This window comes from Bacillus luti (assembly GCF_009739945.1).
GTDB classification, from domain to species: Bacteria; Bacillota; Bacilli; order Bacillales; family Bacillaceae_G; genus Bacillus_A; species Bacillus_A luti.
In genome coordinates this window covers 327,033-348,088 of record NZ_CP040336.1, presented here as the reverse complement: position 1 = coordinate 348,088, position 21,056 = coordinate 327,033, and the positions used below count along the sequence as shown (strand labels likewise).

The 21,056-nt window shown below is 35.1% G+C and carries 16 protein-coding genes and 1 other annotated feature; of the genes, 5 read left to right on the top strand and 11 right to left on the bottom strand.

Going from position 1 to position 21,056, the window contains the following annotated elements:
• Positions 1-121: 121 nt before the first annotated feature.
• Together EUC40_RS01690 and EUC40_RS01685 are read right to left on the bottom strand one after the other, a co-directional pair.
• Positions 122-1,561: an alanine/glycine:cation symporter family protein gene (locus tag EUC40_RS01690; protein ID WP_071712748.1), complete on the bottom strand. Its 1,440-nt coding sequence runs from the start codon at positions 1,559-1,561 to the stop codon at positions 122-124.
• 334 nt (positions 1,562-1,895) lie between these two features.
• The gene (locus EUC40_RS01685; protein ID WP_071712749.1) at positions 1,896-3,326 is read right to left on the bottom strand and encodes an alanine/glycine:cation symporter family protein; all 1,431 of its coding nucleotides are present in this window, start codon (positions 3,324-3,326) and stop codon (positions 1,896-1,898) included.
• A 283-nt stretch (positions 3,327-3,609) separates the two neighbouring features.
• Between EUC40_RS01685 and EUC40_RS01680 the strand changes: the two genes are divergently transcribed.
• A complete protein-coding gene (locus EUC40_RS01680) occupies positions 3,610-4,248 on the top strand; it encodes an NAD(P)-dependent oxidoreductase (protein ID WP_156573352.1) in 639 nt (212 codons plus the stop codon).
• Between the two features lie 42 nt (positions 4,249-4,290).
• Here EUC40_RS01680 and EUC40_RS01675 read toward each other — a convergent pair whose 3' ends face one another.
• The 4 genes from EUC40_RS01675 to EUC40_RS01660 all read right to left on the bottom strand — a co-directional run bounded on the left by EUC40_RS01675 (position 4,291) and on the right by EUC40_RS01660 (position 12,940).
• Positions 4,291-9,309 (bottom strand): putative mucin/carbohydrate-binding domain-containing protein, encoded by a 5,019-nt coding sequence (locus EUC40_RS01675; protein WP_156573350.1) that lies wholly within the window; start codon positions 9,307-9,309, stop codon positions 4,291-4,293.
• A gap of 576 nt (positions 9,310-9,885) precedes the next feature.
• The gene (locus EUC40_RS01670) at positions 9,886-10,809 is read right to left on the bottom strand and encodes a thioester domain-containing protein (protein WP_156573348.1); all 924 of its coding nucleotides are present in this window, start codon (positions 10,807-10,809) and stop codon (positions 9,886-9,888) included.
• Between the two features lie 111 nt (positions 10,810-10,920).
• On the bottom strand, positions 10,921-11,760 hold the full coding sequence (locus EUC40_RS01665) for an aldo/keto reductase (RefSeq protein ID WP_156573346.1): 840 nt from the start codon (positions 11,758-11,760) through the stop codon (positions 10,921-10,923).
• 16 nt (positions 11,761-11,776) lie between these two features.
• A complete protein-coding gene (locus EUC40_RS01660; protein WP_167520162.1) occupies positions 11,777-12,940 on the bottom strand; it encodes an MFS transporter in 1,164 nt (387 codons plus the stop codon).
• A 373-nt stretch (positions 12,941-13,313) separates the two neighbouring features.
• On the opposite strand from EUC40_RS01660, the gene EUC40_RS01655 reads away from it, so the two are divergent.
• The 3 genes from EUC40_RS01655 to EUC40_RS01645 all read left to right on the top strand — a co-directional run bounded on the left by EUC40_RS01655 (position 13,314) and on the right by EUC40_RS01645 (position 15,756).
• Positions 13,314-13,658, top strand: a complete 345-nt coding sequence (locus EUC40_RS01655; protein ID WP_071712755.1) for a winged helix-turn-helix transcriptional regulator — start codon at positions 13,314-13,316, stop codon at positions 13,656-13,658.
• 434 nt (positions 13,659-14,092) lie between these two features.
• Positions 14,093-14,533, top strand: coding sequence for a DUF1641 domain-containing protein (locus EUC40_RS01650; RefSeq protein WP_001115309.1), 441 nt, complete (start codon positions 14,093-14,095; stop codon positions 14,531-14,533).
• A 44-nt stretch (positions 14,534-14,577) separates the two neighbouring features.
• A complete protein-coding gene (locus EUC40_RS01645; protein ID WP_000043194.1) occupies positions 14,578-15,756 on the top strand; it encodes an NAD(P)/FAD-dependent oxidoreductase in 1,179 nt (392 codons plus the stop codon).
• A gap of 190 nt (positions 15,757-15,946) precedes the next feature.
• Here the strand turns inward: EUC40_RS01645 and tyrS are convergent, their stop codons facing one another.
• The gene (tyrS, locus tag EUC40_RS01640) at positions 15,947-17,209 is read right to left on the bottom strand and encodes a tyrosine--tRNA ligase (protein ID WP_071712756.1); all 1,263 of its coding nucleotides are present in this window, start codon (positions 17,207-17,209) and stop codon (positions 15,947-15,949) included.
• A gap of 51 nt (positions 17,210-17,260) precedes the next feature.
• Positions 17,261-17,476, bottom strand: a binding site (T-box leader).
• 97 nt (positions 17,477-17,573) lie between these two features.
• A complete protein-coding gene (gene murB, locus EUC40_RS01635) occupies positions 17,574-18,491 on the bottom strand; it encodes a UDP-N-acetylmuramate dehydrogenase (protein ID WP_156573341.1) in 918 nt (305 codons plus the stop codon).
• Positions 18,492-18,862: 371 nt separating this feature from the next.
• On the opposite strand from murB, the gene EUC40_RS01630 reads away from it, so the two are divergent.
• Positions 18,863-18,916, top strand: coding sequence for a hypothetical protein (locus tag EUC40_RS01630; RefSeq protein ID WP_229136967.1), 54 nt, complete (start codon positions 18,863-18,865; stop codon positions 18,914-18,916).
• A 134-nt stretch (positions 18,917-19,050) separates the two neighbouring features.
• Here EUC40_RS01630 and EUC40_RS01625 read toward each other — a convergent pair whose 3' ends face one another.
• The 3 genes from EUC40_RS01625 to EUC40_RS01615 all read right to left on the bottom strand — a co-directional run bounded on the left by EUC40_RS01625 (position 19,051) and on the right by EUC40_RS01615 (position 20,906).
• Positions 19,051-19,332 carry a DUF3986 family protein gene (locus EUC40_RS01625; RefSeq protein WP_000336245.1) on the bottom strand — a complete coding sequence of 94 codons (282 nt, stop codon included), beginning with the start codon at positions 19,330-19,332 and terminating at the stop codon, positions 19,051-19,053.
• Positions 19,333-19,352: 20 nt separating this feature from the next.
• Entirely contained in the window at positions 19,353-19,949 is a 597-nt protein-coding gene (locus EUC40_RS01620; RefSeq protein ID WP_001219915.1) for a hypothetical protein, read from the bottom strand.
• A 561-nt stretch (positions 19,950-20,510) separates the two neighbouring features.
• Positions 20,511-20,906, bottom strand: a complete 396-nt coding sequence (locus tag EUC40_RS01615; protein ID WP_000573649.1) for an SET domain-containing protein — start codon at positions 20,904-20,906, stop codon at positions 20,511-20,513.
• Between the last annotated feature and the right edge of the window lie 150 nt (positions 20,907-21,056).

Sequence of the window (21,056 nt, the reverse complement as noted above, 5' to 3'; positions counted from 1 at the left end):
AACTCATATCCTCTCTTTTCTAAAAAAAATTACATTTTATTATAAAACCTTCATTAATGTTCGTCTTTTTCATTATGCAATAAAAAAAATGAGCATCAAGTTTCACTTGATGCTCACCTCATTATACAGCTTTTTCTTTATCAGCTACTGGCTTATCCCAGCACTCTGTATTGTTCAATCCCGGAATAGACTCTGCATAAAATACTGGATCTTTTCCTTGTTTCTTTTGCTTAATATAATCTGATAACGCTGCGAAAGCGTACTTAGAAAGGAATACAATCGCTACTAAGTTAATAACAGCCATAATACCCATGAATAAATCTGCTAAGTCCCAAACAATTTGAATTGTTGCTACAGAACCTAACATAACCATACCAAGTACAGCAATGCGGTATGCATTTAATAGCACTTTACTTCCATTTAAGAATTCAATATTTGTTTCACCATAGTAGTAGTTACCTACTAATGAACTAAATGCAAACAAGAAGATCGCAACTGCTACGAATATAGATGCCCATGGACCAATATGTTGACTTAACGCTTGTTGCGTTAATTGAATTCCATTTAAATCAGCAGCATTATGCACATCTGATAAAAGAATGATAAATGCTGTACAACTACAAATTAATAATGTATCTGTAAATACCCCTAAAGTTTGAATGAAACCTTGTTTAACTGGATGCGTTACGTTTGCAGTCGCTGCTGCGTTCGGCGCACTACCCATACCTGCTTCATTTGAGAATAATCCACGTTTTACCCCTAGTAAAATCGCAGCTCCTAATCCCCCACCAACTACTTCTTTAATTCCGAAAGCATGTAAGAAAATTTCTTTAAATACATACGGAATTGCCGTAATGTTTGTTACAACAACGAATAATGCAACCGCTACGTAAATAATTGCCATTACTGGAACAATCATTTCAACTGCACGAGCAATTCGTTTCACTCCACCGAAAATAATAATTGCAAGTAAACCAGCCATAACAAGACCTACTAATCTACTATCTGTTTTAAATGCCCCATCAAAAGCTGCTGCTACCGTATTAGACTGTACAGCATTAAAAATCAAGCCGAAACTAACCGTTATTAAAACAGAGAAAACAACACCTAACCAGCGTTTCTTTAAACCCTTCTCCATGTAATACGCTGGTCCCCCACGGAATGTATTCCCATCTTTTACTTTATAAATTTGCGCTAACGTGCTCTCTACAAATGCAGAAGCACCCCCAATTATCGCGATTAACCACATCCAAAATACAGCCCCAGGTCCTCCCATAGAAATTGCAATCGCAACCCCTGCTAAGTTACCAGTTCCTACACGAGAAGCTGTACTCATACAAAAAGCCTGGAATGATGATACACCACTTTTTTCTTTTTGTGCTTTTCTTGTCTTTGAACTCGCCCCGTCCCCAAGTAAGCGAATCATTTCCCCGAAGTAACGAATTTGGACAAATTTCACACGAAATGAAAAGTAAAGTCCTAATCCAATTAACATCGCTATAATGATATATGACCAAAGAACATTATTTATATCCCCAATTACATTAGTTAAAAAATCCATACTTGTATTGCCCCCTCTTCCTAACAATAAGAAAATTATATTCTAAAAACTTTAAGTAATCAAGAACTTTATGTTAGGTTTTCTGACATGAATACGTTAAGACAATTAACACGTATGTTTTTTTCAAGCGAAAACATAGCCAGTACGTGTATTTATCCAATAATCAATCACTCATCCTATGCGACCAGTCATACTTTTAAGACAGTACGTTCCCTACAAATAACAAGAGGAATGAACAAATAGAAATTATATTAATAATTACCTCTCACTCTTTTCATCATTTACTACAACAAAAAAGGCGAGCACCGAATTCATCTCGATGCTCGCCTTTTCATTATACTGCTTTTTCTTTATCCGTTACCGCTGACTTATCCCAACACTCTGTATTTGTTAAACCAGGAATAGAATCTGCACTGAAGACTGGATCTTTTCCTTGTTTCTTTTGCCTTACATAGTCCGCCAATGCAGCGTATGCAAATCGCCCAAGAAGTGTAATCGCAATTAAGTTTGTGATTACCATTAGACCCATAAATAGATCTGCCATATTCCATACAACTTGAAGTGTAGCAACAGAACCGAATAATACCATTGCAACCACCGCAATACGGTAAATTGTTAACCAAGTTTTACTTTGTTTAATGAATTCAATATTCGTTTCACCATAATAGTAGTTTCCTAGAAGTGAACTAAATGCAAATAAGAAAATAATAATCGCTAAGAAGCTACTTGCCCACGAACCAATTTGTGAACTTAACGCAACTTGCGTTAATTCAATACCTTCTAAATTTGTTGCCTTATATGCACCAGAACATAGTACGATAAATGCTGTTGATGTACATACTAAGAATGTATCCACTAAAACTCCAATTGTTTGAATAAAACCTTGTTTTGCTGGATGCGTTACATCAGCTGTTGCTGCCGCGTTCGGCGCACTACCCATACCTGCTTCATTCGCAAATAATCCACGCTGAATACCATACTTCATTGCAGCACCGATACCGCCACCTACAGCTGAATCTAAACCGAATGCTCCTTTAAAAATTTCTGTAAACATATCCGGTATTAAATAATAATTTTTAATAACAACGAAAATTGCTACTGCAATATAAATAAGCGCCATTGGCGGAACGATCATTTCAGACATACGCGCGATACTTTTCACGCCACCAAAGATAATAACCGCGACCAATACTGCTAATACAATCCCAACAACGTAACGCTCAATACCAAAAGCGTTTTCAAATGCTAATGTAACTGTATTTGCTTGTACTGAGTTAAAAATTAATCCGTAACTAATTGTAATAAGGATAGAGAACCAAATTCCCATCCAACGTTTATTTAAACCTTTTTCCATATAATAAGCAGGACCACCACGGAAGCCACTGCCATCTTTTATTTTATAAATTTGCGCAAGCGTACTTTCTACGAAACTTGAAGACGCCCCGATAATTGCAATAACCCACATCCAAAATACTGCGCCTGGTCCACCCATCGAAATAGCTAATGCTACACCAGCTAAGTTCCCGATTCCAATACGAGCTGCTGAACTCATACAGAACGCTTGGAAAGAAGATACACTACCTTTTTTACGCGTCTTTCCAGTTAATCCATCACTCATCAGTCGAACCATTTCCCCTAAATGAGTAATTTGTACGAATTTCAATTTAATAGAAAAATAAAGACCTAAACCAATTAACATTGCAATAAGAATATATGACCAAAGAATTGTATTCGTTGATGAAACAAATTGCTCTAAAATATTCATACAATTAACCCCTCCTTTTCTCCATAAAACGAATTATATTTAAAAAACATTTAAAAATCAACATTTTTCGACAATTTACAATTTCCAAATGTTAGTGGTTTCATGATTCTCCTTTTTAGCAAATGTACATACTAAAACAAAAAACAAATTCCTAAACAACCCCATTGACAAAAACACCAACCTGTAACTATAATGATTACATCAGGTTGTAACAAACCTAATTACAACAAATTCATTTACTTTCAGATATACACTTTAACAAAACACTTTGGAGGGATTTATTATGAAAATCGGAATCATCGGAGCAACTGGTAAAGCAGGAAGTCGTATTTTAAAAGAAGCATTAGATCGTGGACATGAAGTAACTGCAATCGTAAGAAACGCTGCAAAAATTAAAGAAGAAAATGTAAAAGTTTTAGAGAAAGATGTATTCTCTCTTACATCTAACGATCTACAAGCATTCGATGTAGTTGTAAATGCATTCGGTGCTCCAGCAGGCGAAGAACACCTTCACGTAGATGCAGGAAATGTACTAATTGAAGCTATGAAAGGTGCACCTAATACGAAATTACTTGTAGTCGGCGGCGCTGGTAGTTTATTTGTAGACGAAGAGAAAACAACACGTGTATTTGATACACCAGGATTCCCAACTGAATACCTTGCAACTGCTCAAAACCAAGGTAAGAACTTAGAAATCTTACAACAAACAAATGACATCACTTGGACATTCATCAGCCCTTCTGCACTATTCGCATTAGGAAAACGCACTGGTTCTTATACAGCTGGTAAGGACAACCTTCTTGTGAACGCAAAAGGTGATAGTTACGTAAGTTATGAAGACTTCGCGGTTGCAGCACTTGATGAAATCGAAAACCCAAAACACGTAAACGAACGCTTCACAGTAGTTTCTGAAGCTGAATAATAAAGAAAAGCTCGTAAAACATAATGTTTTACGAGCTTTTTATTATTGTACTTGTTCTAAACCGTTCGGAGTAATCTTGAAGGAAATCTCTTTAAATTTCTTCGCATCTCCTTTTCCAATTAACTCACCAGTTTTATACCAACTTAAACGATCAGATTCTGCATGATATACTTTCACTAAATCCCCATACTGGAACGCCATACCATTTACTTGCTCTGCAAAATTCTGTGAAGTTTCTTGCCCTTCTGCCGTTACATGTTTTTTCTCTTTTCCTTTTTGGTCATATAACGTAATTCCCATGTATAGCTCGTTTTTAAAGTAGCTATGAATTTGTTCATTTGTATATGTTACATGTAATTTCTTTTCATCATGATTAAACGTTACAATTGAACGAATACTATTACTTAGTCCCTGATACACTAGACTATCTCCATATGTTACTTCTACCAGAACTTCTGTAACTTTCTTGTTTCCAAAACGGTCTTTCGTTTCTACTTTTACTGTTTGCTTTCCGATTTTTGATGTATCTAGTTTTTCTACAAAACCAATTACTTCTCCATCTTTTACTTCAACAAAGTTTTTCGCATCTAATGTTTCACTATTTGTTCCGATTACTACTTTTTGCGGTTTTGCTTTTACTTCTTGCAGGGCTTCTAATCTTTCAAATCCGTTTTCAGTAACTTTGAACAATAATTCCTTTATTTCTTTATTTTTTCCTTCTCCCACATATACATCTTTTTGGTACCAATGTAAGCGAGAAGATTCTGCATGATATACTTTCACTACATCTCCATACTCAAATGCAAGTCCATTTACTTCCTGGGCAAAAACTTTCGTATTCTCCAAGCCTTTTACTGCTACATTTTTCTTCTCTTTTCCTTCTTGATCGTACAGTGTGAATTCAAAATATTTCTCGTCTTTAAAGTAATCGTGAATTAAATTTGTTGTATCTGTTGCACTAAATTTTTTCGTATCATGATGTAGCGTTACGATCGACTTCAGGTTCCCATCATTATAGTTCAATCCATATACAAGTAAACTATCTCCATACGTTACCGCTAACGAAACTTCCGTCACTTTTTTATTTCCAAAACGATCTTTTGTTTCTACTTTTACTTTTTGTTCGCCGATTTTTGATGTATTTGGTTTTTCTACAAACCCGATTATTTCTCCATCTTTCACTTCAACAAAGTTTTTCGCATCTAACTTTTCAACTTCTGTTCCAACTACTACTTTTTGTGGTTTTGCTGTTACTTCTTGCTGAGCCCCCATTTGTTCGAAACCTTGCTCTGTAACTTTAAAGAATACTTCGTTAACACCATACTTCGCATCAACTAATTCATTCTTTTTATACACTTTAAAACGATCAAATTCTTTTTGATAAATTTTTACTATATCACCATATTCAAAAGCCATACCGTTGAATTGCGCTGCAAATTCTTTTGTATTTTCAGATGCTTTTACTGTTACTTCTTTTTTCTCTTGCCCATCTTTATCATATACAACCATCGCCATATACTTTTCATCTTTAAATGAAGTATGCATTGGACCTTCTGAATCTGTTGTACTAAATTTCTTTTCTTCATGCTTTAATGTGACAATTGACTTAATATTACTTCCGCCATAGCTTGTACCGAAGAACATAATACTATCTCCGTAAATCACTTCTACTGGTACTTCTGTTATTTGCTTATTTCCGAAACGATCTTTCGTTTCTACTTTTACTGTTTGTTTTCCGATTTTCGTTGTATTTGGTTTCTCCGCAAATCCAACTACTTCTCCGCCCTTTACTTCAACAAAGTTTTTCGCATCTAGCTTTTCAATTTCTGTTCCTACTACTACTGTTTGTGGTTTTGCTGTCACTTCTTGTAGCATGTCCATTCTCTCAAAACCTTTTTCTGTCACTTTGAAGAATAGTTCTTTTGTTCCTTTTTTCTCACCTTGACCAGTAAGATTGTTATTTTGATACCAGTTCAAACGATCCGGTTCTGCGTGGAATACTTTCACTACATCTCCATACTCGAACTGCATATCATTCACTTGCTTAGCAAAGTTCTTTGAAGTTTCTTGTCCTTCTGCTGTTACTTGTTTTTTCTCTTTTCCTTCTCCGTCATATAACGTGATTCCCATGTATAGCTCTTTATCAAAATATTTATGGATTTGACTATCCATATCAGTTGCATGGAATTTCTTATCATCATGCTTTAACGTTACTATTGAAGCAATATCATTGTTGTATCCTACATATGCGATACTATCTCCGTACGTCACTTCTAATGGTACTTCTGTCACTTGCTTATTTCCAAAACGATCTTTCGTTTCTACTTTTACTGTTTGTTTTCCAACTTTTGATGTAGTTGGTTTTTCCACAAAGCCAATTACTTCTCCGTCTTTTACTTCAACAAAGTTTTTTGCATCTAGCTTTTCTACTTCTGTTCCGACTACTACTGTTTGTGGTTTTGCTATTACTTCTTGTAGCATGTCCATTCTTTCGAAACCTTTTTCTGTTACTTTGAAGAATAACTCTGTTGTTCCGTCTTTCTCACCTTGACCAGTAAGGTTATTATTTTGATACCATTTCAAACGGTCTGGTTCTGCATGGAATACTTTCACTACGTCCCCATATTCGAACTGCATATCATTCACTTGCTCCGCAAAGTTCTTTGAAGTTTCTTGTCCTTCTGCTGTTACATGTTTTTTCTCTTTTCCTTCTCCATCATATAACGTGATTCCCATGTATAGCTCTTTATCAAAATATTTATGGATTTGACTATCCATATCAGTCGCATGGAATTTCTTCTCATCATGCTTTAACGTTACTATTGAAGCAATGTCATTGTTGTATCCTACATATGCCATGCTATCTCCATACGTCACTTCTAATGGCACTTCTGTCACTTGCTTATTCCCGAAACGATCTTTCGTTTCTACTTTTACTGTTTGTTTTCCGATTTTCGTTGCAGTTGGCTTCTCCACAAACCCTACTACTTCTCCATCTTTTACTTGGACAAAGTTTTTTGCATCTAATTTTTCAGTATCTGCTCCGACTACTACCGTTTGTGGTACTGCTGTTACTTCGTGCAAACTATTTTTCAATTCAAAACCTTGTGGAGTGATTTTGAAAAACTTTTCTTTTTTATTTCTATTCTCAGCAGGATTTACCAGTTTGTCGTTTTTATACCAACTAAAACGATCCGGTTCCGCATGAAATACTTTGACAACGTCTCCATATTGGAATTCAATCTCTTTCAATTCCGCAGCAATTTTTTTTGAACTTTCTTGTCCCTCTACAGAAATATTTTTCTTTTGATTACCTTCTTTATCGTATACTGTAATTTCTACATACTTTTCATTTTTAAATCGATAATGGAGCTCATTAACACTGAAATCAACATCAATTTTCTTTTCATTATGAAGAAGTGTTATAACAGAATTCACTTCATTACCAAAACCTTTAACTACCATAGCATCCTCATAACGAGCGTTGACTGGAACAATTATTACATTCTTATTCCCTTTATTATCCTCAATTTCTACTAATACTTCCTGTTTTCCATTCTCTAATTTAGGCCATATAATCTTACCTGTTACTTTTACATTCTCACCTAAATTTTGAACAAGTTTCCCTGCTTGCTCTTTATCAAAATCCGTACCAACTAAAAGGTTTTGTAACTCACTTGATGGTTCACCGTATGGAATTACGTACGCTTCAACTTGCTTTTCACGAATATCGTTACTATCTGTAGCTTTCCATATTTCTTTTTCTAATTTAGGTAAATTTAATTTTTCTATTTTTTCTCTAGTCTCATCACTTGGAGTTAATCCCCATTCTTTAAAGAAAGGAACTAAATTTTGTCCTGCCACTTTTGATGTCATATAAACAAACATTTGCTTTTTCTCTTCATCAGAAGTAGGCAATTCCTCCTTAGTTAACATACGATAAGCTTGATGCAGTTTCGGATAAAAATGTTCTCCGTAAACCACATTTAATTGCCAAAACATTGTAAGAGGATCAAATTCATCAATTATTCTTTCTTCTATAGGTTTCTCTAAGTACTCGAATGACTTTTCATAGTGCTCGTCCATTTCTATTTCATTTCCTAATGCTTTTTGCACCACTAAAGAATAAATATTGACTGTCACTTCTCCAACAGCATCCCAATCCCAAGGACTTTGCTGATGTAGATGTCCAACTTCATGCCATGGTCCCCAACCATCCTTTTCGAGTACCTCTGAATCCAACACTCTATTCATTGCGCTTGGAATATACCCTGTATGATAATTTGTCGCAAACATAAAGTCCCCTTCAGCAGGATTCCGTTTTTCAACAAACTGAACATAATGCTTTGGAGATTTCGCAAGTCCGATTCCATCCTCTGATAAACCAGCTACTGCATTTTCTATTCGAATAATTTTATCATGTAATTTCATTAACTCTGTCGGATTGGTGTTTTTCATAAACTTTTGTATAGAGCTCGGACTAGCAGTAATTAAACTTCTCTCACCTTTTAATTCGACCGCATAAGGATTTTTATATTTCTTTAACATTTCATCCCAATCTTTTTTCATATGCTTACCTAAAATAAACAAAGGAAAATGACTACCACCCTTCGTAACTGAAGCAGTGACCTCACCTTCGTTATTCATATTATAAAAATATAAAATACCACCTCTTGGCGATGAAATAACGTTTTTCCCAGGTTTTAAATTGAATTTTTCAGGCGCCTTTTCATCATAAGATCTCGTTCCTATGAAAGCTTGAATAGACTGTGTTCCTTTTATTTCAATTGTAATTTCTTCATCTGGCGCTGCATAAATTCCAGTCGGTTCATTAACAGAAAGGTCAAAAGTTACCTTTAATCGTTCCGTTTCCTTGTCTATATCCCCTTTTCCAGGTACCTGAAACGTCCTTTGCTCAAATTTGTTCTCTTCTAAATTCCCACCTTTAACTTCTTCCAAAGGTGCCGCATATCCTTTCGATGCTTCGAAAGTTACTGGTGATAATAATGTAGATATGCATATACCAGCTACTAATACCCTACTCTTTTTCTTCTTTGACATAATCTGTGTCCCCTGTCCTGTTTTTAGACAAACCATCCTATATATTCATTTAATGAAAAATCCTATTATATTTATAAAAACATTTATAGAATAGACTAATACCTCGCGCACCTGTATCAATTACTACCGCATTCCTCCCCATGTATTCGCTTTCCTACATTGTAAAATTTTTATGTATTATGTCCTCCCCACTTTTCTACTTGTGATGAGTTCTCTTCATACATAAAAAGAGAGTAATAAAAGATACTTTTTAGTCTTGTCATCTATACATCTAAAAATAAAAACAACGATAGAATCTTACATTTTCTTCATATATGACCATCTATAGGTAGTTTTTCCAACTGAATTGTACACGCTTTACACTTTGTTTGATAGCACTTCCAATCAGAATAATGTTACAATTTTGTGAATTTAATCTATTAATCGTAACGTTCGGATTTTATTATATTTAAATTATTCCTAAATAAAGTTTACACTGCTTATACAGTCTTTTTCCTATTAAATTAACCGTTTATTATTTTTATAATATAATATTACTCTTCATATACATAAAAAAGCATTGGCAAGGCCAATGCTTTATCTTTTATATTGATTCGGTTTATGCGGTTCATTTGGAGTATGTGGTTTATTATTATGATCATGACCATGTGTTTTTTTCCAACTCACTGATAACTCAGGACTTGTTTTTTCTTCACTACGCTCAAGTAATACAACTGCATTTTGAATTGTCGGTGTACCTTTATGTGCAATCCCTTGTAGCTTCGTTAATTTCCCTATTACTTTAAAACTAAATCCACCTGCTGGTGTTTGTTTCGGAATTAAAATGCGGAATTTCTCGCCCACATTAAATTCAGTTTTTGCTTCGCCCTTTTCATTTACAAACTTCGCTCCTTGTGGTGCACCAGTTGCTTGAACTTTATACGTACCACTTTTTGCATTTGTTTCTACTGTATATAAACCTGTTTCAAAGAAATCATTTTTTAATACTGCTTGTTGTTCTTCTGATGGTACTACACTCATCGTAATTTCTTGCAACTCTTCACTAGCATTTGCTTTTGCAACTATATCTTTCGTTACTTTTTCTACATTTTTATTACGGAAATCTAAATCGTTAATATCAATTTGTTTCAATGCATTCCACACCGCAAGCTGCGTTGCGTAATGTGCATCTCTCCAATCAGAAACACCTAATTCTTGTGGACTCTTTTGTGGATATCCATTCAATAGTACACGGTACACATTAATATCCACTTTCCCCATTTCCGGTAAATCTTGGCCGCTTGGAGATTTCAAATCTACATTTAAGCAAAAAGCAATTTTGCCATCTGCCGTTTTAATAAGCTCTGTTCGGATTGGTTTCTTCTTAGACTTACTATAACTCCAATCCATTTGATACTTTGTATGGTCCATAACTTCTGCGAATGCTTTTTGAAGTGGGAATAATACAAATAAGACACTTAAAAACATAGCTAAAAGTTTGAACGATTGCTTTATATTCATGTTTACAGCCCCTTAATAACAAACTTAATACTAAGTAGTATTTATTTAGAAACTATTTTTATGCACAAAAAAAGAGTGCATAAAAGCACCCTTTTTTTTCTTACTGTAATCTTAGAAATCGAAGTTATCAGGATCTGGACCAACGCGGTGATTTTGGTTTAACGCATCGATTTTTTCCATGTCTTCTTTTGTTAATTCAAAGTTAAATACATCAGCATTTGCAATAATGCGGTGTTCTTTCGTTGATTTTGGAATTGTAATTACTCCGTTTTGAAGATCCCAACGTAAAATCACTTGTGCTGTTGTTTTACCGTGTTTCTCAGCAATTGCTTGTAATGTTTCATTATCTAATAATTGCCCTTGCATAAGTGGTGACCATGCTTCCATTTGAATACCTTGTTCTTTACAGAAAGCTTGTAGTTCTTTTTGTGTTAAACGAGGGTGGTATTCTACTTGGTTAATCATTGGTTTGATTTCCGCATCTTTCATTACATCTTGTAAGTGATGGATTTGGAAGTTACTTACACCAATTGCACGTACGCGCTTTTCTTTATAAAGTGTTTCTAGCGCTCTCCATGTATCTTTATATTTTCCTTCTACAGGCCAGTGAACAAGGAATAAATCTAAATAATCTAGTTCTAATTTCTTTAAGCTCTCTTCGTATGCAGCAATTGTTTCTTCATATCCTTGATCTGCGTTCCACACTTTTGAAGTGATGAATAACTCTTCTCTTGAAATACCAGTTGCTTCGATACCTGCACGAATTCCTTCACCTACAGCTTTTTCATTTCCGTAAATTGCAGCTGTATCGATGCTGCGGTATCCTGCTTTAATCGCTGCTTTTACAGCTTCTACAAGTTCTGGTCCTTCTTCTACTTTAAATACACCTAAACCGAACCAAGGCATTTCTACACCATTATTTAATACTGCTTTACTTTGTAAGTTTTTCATTTTATTTTCTCTCCTTTTATTTTACTTGATCTCTTTTTTCTAATGTCATACTCCACGCTGTTAAAATAACAGCGGCTACTACCATAAGGCCGCCTACCCAAGCAGTATGAATTAATCCTAATGAATTCGTTACAAGGCCACCTATATAAGAACCTAAAGCGATTCCTCCGTTAAATGCGGCAATATTAATTGCTGAAGCAACATCAACCGCACTTGGAACAAAGCGCTCTGCCAATATAACTACATATACTTGTAGCCCTGGAACATTCATAAATGCGAATAGTCCCATGAAAATAATTGTGATTAATCCAGCTACTTTAAATGGCGCCGTAAATGTTAAAACAAATAATATAATCGCTTGGATAAAGAACATGTAAAATAACGCTCGAATCGGATTATGATTCGATAATTTTCCGCCGACCATATTCCCTATCGCAATTGCGATTCCATACACTAATAAAATGATGGTAACCGTACTTGCTTCAAATCCTGTTACTTCTTGTAATAGCGGTGATAAATACGTGAATGTTACGAATGTCCCGCCGTATCCAAGTGCAGTAATAATGAAAACAAGTAACAGTCTTCCATTTTTAATTAGTTTGAATTGATCACGAAACGATACAGGTACACCATTTTTTAAATTAGATGGGACCAGTATGCTATTCGCGATAAAAGCAATAATTCCAATTACAACAATCGCCATAAATGACGCTCTCCAGCCAAATTGTTGACCGATAAACGTTCCAATTGGCACACCTGTAATAGTCGCAACTGTTAATCCAGTAAACATAATCGCAATAGCACTAGCACGTTTATTCTCTGGTACAATCGCAGCCGCAATTGTAGATCCTATCGACATAAACACACCATGTGCAAACGCAGCTACAATCCTTGCGATAATTAATATAGTGAAGCTTGTTGCTACTGCTGCAATGCCATTACCAATAATGAAAATAACCATAATCCACATTAATAATGTCTTTCTCGACATACTTGCCGTTAACGCTGTTAAAACAGGTGCTCCTACTGCTGCTCCTAACGCATATAAGGAAACAGTTAAACCGGCTGTTGTAACCGAAACATTTAAATCTTTCGAAATAGATGGTAGTAAACCGACACTAATAAACTCGGTCGTACCAATCCCAAACGCACTAATTGCTAGTGCTAATAAAGCAAACATACTTCTTCGATTCGTCTGAACTTCCGAAGACGGTACTGTATATGAACTCAATTGAATTCCTCCTTATTACAAGAAATCCAATCATAATAGTGCGATAAAAAGGCCCTTTTATCTTCTAAAAAATATATTTAATCTCTACAAATGCTATTATGAATGGTTTCATTCCTTTTTTGAAGAACGCACTTTAAAGTACGATAGGCACTAAAAAGTAACATAGTCACTTTTCGGTACCGTACTACTCATTTGCCTCTTACATGTGCTATTATGAAACATATTTAACATGATAAAAAGTACGTACTTTAAAGTGCTATAGGTACTAAAAAGTAACATTTGTATAATTTGGCTTACTTTACTCACAAAAGGAGGGTTTTATATGAAGAAATACAATATTCCTGTAGAAGCGACTTTAGAAGTTATCGGCGGCAAATGGAAGGTTGTTATTCTTTGTCACTTAACAAAAGGTACAAAGAGAACGAGTGAACTAAAACGTTTAATGCCTGGTATTACACAAAAAATGTTAACACAACAATTACGTGAATTAGAAGACGACGGTGTTATTCAAAGAAAAGTATACAACCAAGTCCCGCCAAAAGTAGAATATTCTCTTACAGACTACGGTTGGTCTTTAGAATCGATTCTTGATTCTCTTTGTACTTGGGGCGAATGCCATCTTGAAAAAGAAGGTACCACATCAATGCTAATTGCAGAAGGTGAATAATAGGAAAAAGGAAAAAACGAACATGAATTTGTTCATTTTTTCCTTTTTTTCTTTATATATATGTACATTTCTAATTCAAACAAAATATTTTATACGCTTTCACACCTTGTCAGTACTAGGTTATACACTTACTATCAAATAATTAGGAATCATTTTTATGTTAACATAGGTGTATATAGTATATAATATAAGATATATATTATATACACTTTCCGGTAACGGAGCTTTTCCATTATGCGGACAAGCCATGTATCGGACAGTTCATAAATAATAGGTAAGACGTTATGGTTTTAGATTTATGATTTCAGCTAATTTGCTATCATAAATTTAAAGGCATTTTATTGTGCTTTGTGAAACTTTGTATAAAGTTTCGTAAACGGTTACTATCTTACTTATCAAAAAAAGAGTATTGCTATCGTAAAGGAGAATTGGAGATGCCAGAAACTATGACTCAAACAAAGCCAGAACAAGAAACTGTACAAATTTCTGCTAGCCAAGGACAACTTGATGTACTTGATCAGTTGTTAAAACCTGAGGTACAAGAATCATTAACAACACTAGTAGAACAGCTTCCAAAATTAACTGAGCTTGTTAACATTTTAACTAAATCTTATGACTTTGCTCAAACTGTTGCTACTGATGAAGTATTAAAAAGCGACACTGTTGGTGCAATCACAGAGCTTGTAGAACCTGTAAAAGATACAGTGAAAAGCATGGCTGCAACTGCAATCGAAGCGAAAGATCGTGCTGACGAAAGTAATGAAGTTATCGGCCTATTCGGTCTATTAAAATTACTAAAAGATCCACAAGCACAAAAAATGTTCCGCTTTGTGAACGCATATCTTCAAATTAGTGCAGAACGTAACAATAAATAATTTAACTTATAACAACAATTAGTAAAGACGGGGGATATCATACTATGTCAAAACAAATTGTCATCTTAGGCGCTGGTTATGGCGGTCTTCTTGCCGCTTTAAACGTACGTAAATATTACAGCAAATCAGAAGCACAAGTTACAGTGATTAACCAATACCCAACACACCAAATCATCACTGAACTACACCGCCTTGCAGCTGGTAACGTTGCTGAGCAAGCAATTGCAATGCCACTTACAAAGCTTTTCAAAGGTAAAGATATCGATCTTAAAATCGCAACAGTTGAGTCATTCTCTGTTGATAGTAAAGAAATCAAACTAGCTGGTGGCACTACTTTATCTTACGATGCACTTGTAGTTGCTTTAGGAAGTAAAACTGCTTACTTCGGTATTCCAGGACTAGAAGAAAACAGCATGGTATTAAAATCTGCTGCTGATGCAAACAAAATCTACAAACACGTTGAAGACCGTATTCGTGAATACGCGAAAACGAAAAACGAAGCTGATGCTACAATCGTAATCGGTGGTGGCGGATTAACTGGTGTTGAGCTAGTTGGTGAGCTTGCTGACATTATGCCTAAACTTGCAAAAAGCCACGGCGTAAATCCAAAAGAAGTTAAACTTCTTCTTGTTGAAGCAGGTCCAAAAATCCTTCCAGTATTACCAGACCACTTAATCGAACGTGCAACTACTAGCTTAGAAGCACGCGGCGTTACATTCTTAACTGGTCTTCCTGTAACAAACGTTGCTGGCAATGAAATCGACTTGAAAGACGGTCAAAAACTTGTTGCTAACACATTCGTTTGGACGGGCGGCGTACAAGGTAACCCATTAATCGGTGAATCAGGTCTTGAAGTAAACCGTGGCCGTGCAACAGTTGATGCATACCTACAATCTACTTCTCACAAAGACGTATTCGTTGCTGGAGACAGCGCTGTTGTCTTCGCTCCAGACGGACGTCCATACCCACCAACTGCACAAATCGCTTGGCAAATGGGTGAGTTAATTGGATACAACTTATACGCAGCACTAGAAGGCAAAGCATTCGAAGAGTTCGCACCTGTAAACTCTGGAACACTTGCTAGTCTAGGACGTAAAGATGCTGTTGCTACAATCGGAGCAAGCAATACTCCACTTAAAGGCTTACCAGCATCATTAATGAAAGAAGCAAGTAACGTTCGTTACTTATCACACATTAAAGGTCTATTCAGCTTAGCTTACTAATCTGAATATAAGCCCGAATCATGCCCGGCATGGTTCGGGCTATTTTTATCCGTAATTTTCTCTAACTTATTTATTCGGCAGAAGAATAATATAACCCTTTTAATTATCTAAATTTACTGATTATTTTATGTCCAAATTGTGTATACGAAAAGATGGAAGTATTCTTCCTACTCCCATCCTTTCACACAAACTATTCTCCTAACTTCACAAGGCTGTAGTTCTTCTTCCCTTTACGGATAATAATAAATCTTCCATCGAATGAATTTTCTACAGTAACATCCGTACCCACATCTGTTACTTTTTCACCATTCATAGAAATAGCGCCATTATTAATATCTTCACGTGCTTGACGTCTAGATGGCTCAATTCCTAAATCAACTAGCCACTCTACGATGTTTTTTGTCTCTTTTGAAGACTGGAATGTTGGCATCTCTTTAAAACCTTGTTCAATTTCATCAGCTGTTAGCGATTTAATATCTCCGCTAAATAATGCTGCTGTAATTTTCACAGCTTGCAGGAATGCTTCTTCTCCGTGAACGAACTTCGTCATTTCTTCCGCTAATACTTTTTGTGCTTCACGTTTATGAGGCTCTGTTTCTACCTTCGCTGCTAATTCATCAATACGCTCTTTCGTTAAGAATGTAAAGTATTTCAAGTATTTAACGACATCTCGATCATCTGTATTCACCCAGAACTGGTAAAATTCAAACGGTGTTGTTTTTTCAGGATCAAGCCAGACCGCACCACCTGCTGATTTACCAAACTTCGTGCCATCTGATTTTAATAATAACGGAATTGTTAGTCCAAATACTTTCGCCTCATGACCTTCTAACTTACGAATTAAATCTAAACCGCTCGTAATATTTCCCCATTGGTCACTACCACCAATTTGCAGTTGAACATCTTCTTTCGTGTATAAATGATGGAAATCCATCGCCTGCAAGATTTGGTACGTGAATTCAGTGAAAGAAATTCCCGTATCTAAACGACTTGCGACAATATCCTTCGCTAACATGCTATTAATACTAAAGTTTTTCCCGTAATCACGTAAAAACTCGATAATGTTGATTTCATGTGTCCAGTCGTAGTTATTTACCATCTTCACTTCGCTATTCCCGCCGAAATCAAATAGCTTTTTCATTTGTGCTGTTAACGCATCCACATTATGCTGAACGACTTCCAACGTTTGAAGCTGACGCTCTGATTGACGTCCACTTGGATCACCAATTGTTCCAGTTGCTCCGCCAATTAAAATAACAGGGTGATGACCCGCTAACTGAAATCTCTTCATCATCATAAACGGAATTAAATGTCCGATATGCATACTATCACCAGTCGGATCAACTCCGCAGTATAGTGAAATCTTTTTCTCTTCTACTAGCTTACGTAAACCTGCTTCATCCGTCTGCTGATTCACAGCGCCGCGCCATTCTAATTCATCAATAATATTCATCTTTTGTCATCCCCTTTATTTTTTAAAAACAAAAAGTCCCTATGTCTATGACATAGGGACGATTATTTACCGTGTTACCACCCAGTTTGTATAAATAGCATAGCTATTCATACCACTCTTAGCAATAATATCGATTGCCAATCCGCTTAGCATTACCTAAGATACTCCAGAGTGTAATTCGCAAGTTTGTTTGTGCTAGGTTCCAGCAACCCCTAGCTCTCTCGTTAACAGTGACAAACTGCTACTGGGCTCTTTCAACGTATGTTATTTGTTAAATTATTAGCCATTATATTGAATTGAAAACAAATTGTCAACAATACCCAAATATTATTTTGAAATAATTCGCATTTTCATACGTATTTCATTATTGTTTATCTTCTCCAATAATCCTTACTTCGCGCTCTAACTTCACACCAAATTTCTCTTCAACTGTCTTTTGTACGAAGTGAATTAAATCGATGTAATCTTGTGCTGTTCCGTTATCAACATTCACCATAAATCCAGCGTGTTTTAAAGAAACTTCTACTCCACCAATTCGCTTACCTTGTAGTCCTGATTCTTGAATCAATTTGCCAGCAAAGTTATTTGGTGGACGCTTAAATACGCTACCACATGAAGGATATTCTAGAGGTTGTTTTGATTCACGCTTAAACGTTAAATCATCCATTTTCTCTTTAATTTCTTCACGTACACCTTCTTCAAGTTCGAACTTCGCTTCAAGAATAATGTAATGATTGTTAGCAAATACACTCTTACGATATCCAAATGCAAACTCATCTTTCGTTAAAGTACGTAAGTCTCCATCCCCTGTCATTACAACAGCTTCTGTTAATACGAACGATACTTCACCACCGTAAGCACCAGCATTCATATATAACGCTCCGCCAACTGAACCTGGAATACCACAAGCAAACTCAAGACCCGTTAAATTATGGTCTAATGCAATACGTGATACATCAATAATTGCTGCACCACACTGTGCTACAATCGTTGTTCCTGTTACAGTCACACCTGTAATGTGAATTAAGCTTACTATAATCCCGCGAATTCCACCGTCTTTAATAATGACATTCGATCCATTTCCTAAAAACGTAACTGGAATATTATATTCGTTCGCATATTTAATAACTTCTTGAATTTCATCATAATTTGTCGGCGCAACGAACACATCTGCTTTTCCACCAACTTTAATATGCGTATGATTCTTTAACATTTCATCTTTTTTCACATGACCTTCAGGCAATACCGTACTTAAATATTCATAAACCTCTTGCATATTCATTTTACGATTCCTCTATTTCTATATTCTTTTTATCCCGTTATACGGGCCCATAATATCCCCACATACATGAACGAACCTAAAGTGGTGGATACAGTGTACCCAAAATCAATTCGAGACACCTATAAACCTCTTAATTTATAAGAGGTGCCACTCATATTAAAATATATATTGCATAATAAAGCAACCCAAATGGACCACTAAACTTGACATGTAATCAGAAAGACAACAATTTGTAAAATATATCACTTTTACAAAACACTATCCCTCAGTATCTTACTATACCATACGAAAAGAAAGTGGTATTTTTTTGTAATCTTTACTTTGTTTATGACATATAAGAAAATCGATTGAAAGCGGGAGATAAGACTCTCATGAAGATACTAAGTGAGATACAGGAATCAAAGGATTTAACGAAGGAATTTTAAGATGAAGTGGCAGTTGCGAAAGAGAAGAAAAAGCCGTGTTAGAAGTTTTGGTAAGGTTTGTATATAAACTACAAAAAGGTAGAAAAGTATACTTTTCTACCTTTTTGATTAGTGGAATAAAGATAAACCAATTTTTAAACAATGTTATTAGTTTTTAACCACTTTTCAAAAATTAATCTAGATTGTTCTTCAGTAGCATCTTTGTCATCTATTGTAAATATTTTTAAACCGCATCCAGTAAAATATTCACCTAATTTATGTTTGCTAGCAAATTCATATAAAAAACCCGCTTCATACTCTTCAATAAATACATCCCAAATAGGTTTGTTTATTTTTTTATATGCAGTGACTTCTAAATCATAACCATCTTCATAATAGCCTATATGCATATGCTGGTGTGTTTCATAGTTACACATAATATGAAATAACCTCCTCTTTACCAAATAATATGATGATCATTTAAATTTGGTGGAACATGATAATGTAAATATGGTCCTTTATGATATACCGGGCCATAATCTAACCTAAATATAACTTGTTTCGTAGCTTTAGATCTTACTTGAATAATTTTTGTTCCAGATGGTCCTTCAAGGATATATTTACTTGGTGCGTTTAATGCTTTTTGTACATATGGTCTTGCTATCTTCCAACCTTTATCGGCAGCTGTTCTGCCTACTTTTGAAGTTAAAACCCTTAATGCTCCGATAACAAGAGCTGGTAATATTTCTTGTTTAACTATTAATTCACCTGTAAGAGGATTTTTTTCAATAACATATTCAACTCTTGGTTTACTTAGTTCTCCTTCTAATTGTAAAAATACAGGATCAGTTACTAAAAAATCATATTCATTCTCAAATTTTTCAAAATCGAAGTTAGAAACATCGACATTAGATAAATCAATGCCACCATCTTCTTCAGGAACATATTCTTCGACAATCGTATCATCATTTAATTCAACAGTTGCATCAACAAATGATGGCAATGCAAAACTAAACATTAACACGAAAGAAAGTATCCCAGCTATAATTCTCATCTACCGTTCTCCTCTCAAATCTTATAATAATGAGAAATAGCTAAAATTTACATTTCCTATTATTTCTCACTATTAAAGAATAAAATAAACAAAATTTTCTAACAAGACTGAAAATAAAAGTCCGAATTTGTTATTATTAATTTGTATAAAATAATAACTTAATAAGATTAAAAATAAATTAACTAAAAATCTCTTCCTCTATACTATAAAGCTAATAAAGCATCTCCCTAAAGATACAATGCTGTATCTTTAGGGAGATGTTAGTGCAAACCATTCTAAGACATACCAATCAATTTTACCAATCCACCTTTACCCCATTGGAGATGGGATATAGTAATTTTTAAATCGTTGTAAGGTTAAATTTAAGCCTTTCACCATATCATTTAGTTGTAAATATAGTGTATTTCTTGGCTCTGTATACTCCTAAATACTCTCCCATTTCTATAAACAGAAAAATTACTTTATCACAGGGCTCAATCGTAGGATTTCTCCACCAGCTGACTGGACACGCCATAAAAAAGAGCACATCCCACAGAATGTGCTCTTTCCAAACTCTTTATATTACTTTTCGTTCTCTTCTTTTTCCTTATCAAACCATAACAGCTCATCGTTATCCACTTCACCATTATAATTGATTAAGATTTCTTCTCCCGCTTTTATATCTTTATAAGCATAGAAGTTAAATGTATGATTCTCAAAGACAATATCATACGTCGCATTCGGTGTATATGAATGATTGAATAACATACCGTATCCTAAAAGGATTGCCGTATGATTAATCCCATACTCAAATGCGTAGTCAGCAAGTAATGTTTTCTCAATGTGTTCATGCTGTTCATTCGGATAAGAGATAACCGGCGCTGCGTGTATCAACTCACCTTTTTTAATATCACGAGTTGCAAATACACCTCTATTAAATTCTCCATCACTAAGTTCAGAAGTCTTAACTTCGATCATATGCGTCACCTATTTAATTCTTTCTTTGAAGTATTTTAATTCCGCTATTAGCTGAATTTTATCTCCTTAAGCTTGGCAGAAAACGAGCAGAAAAGCAATTAAAATCCGAGCAAGTCTTCGTTTAACTGAAAAAAGAGCACACATAGTGTG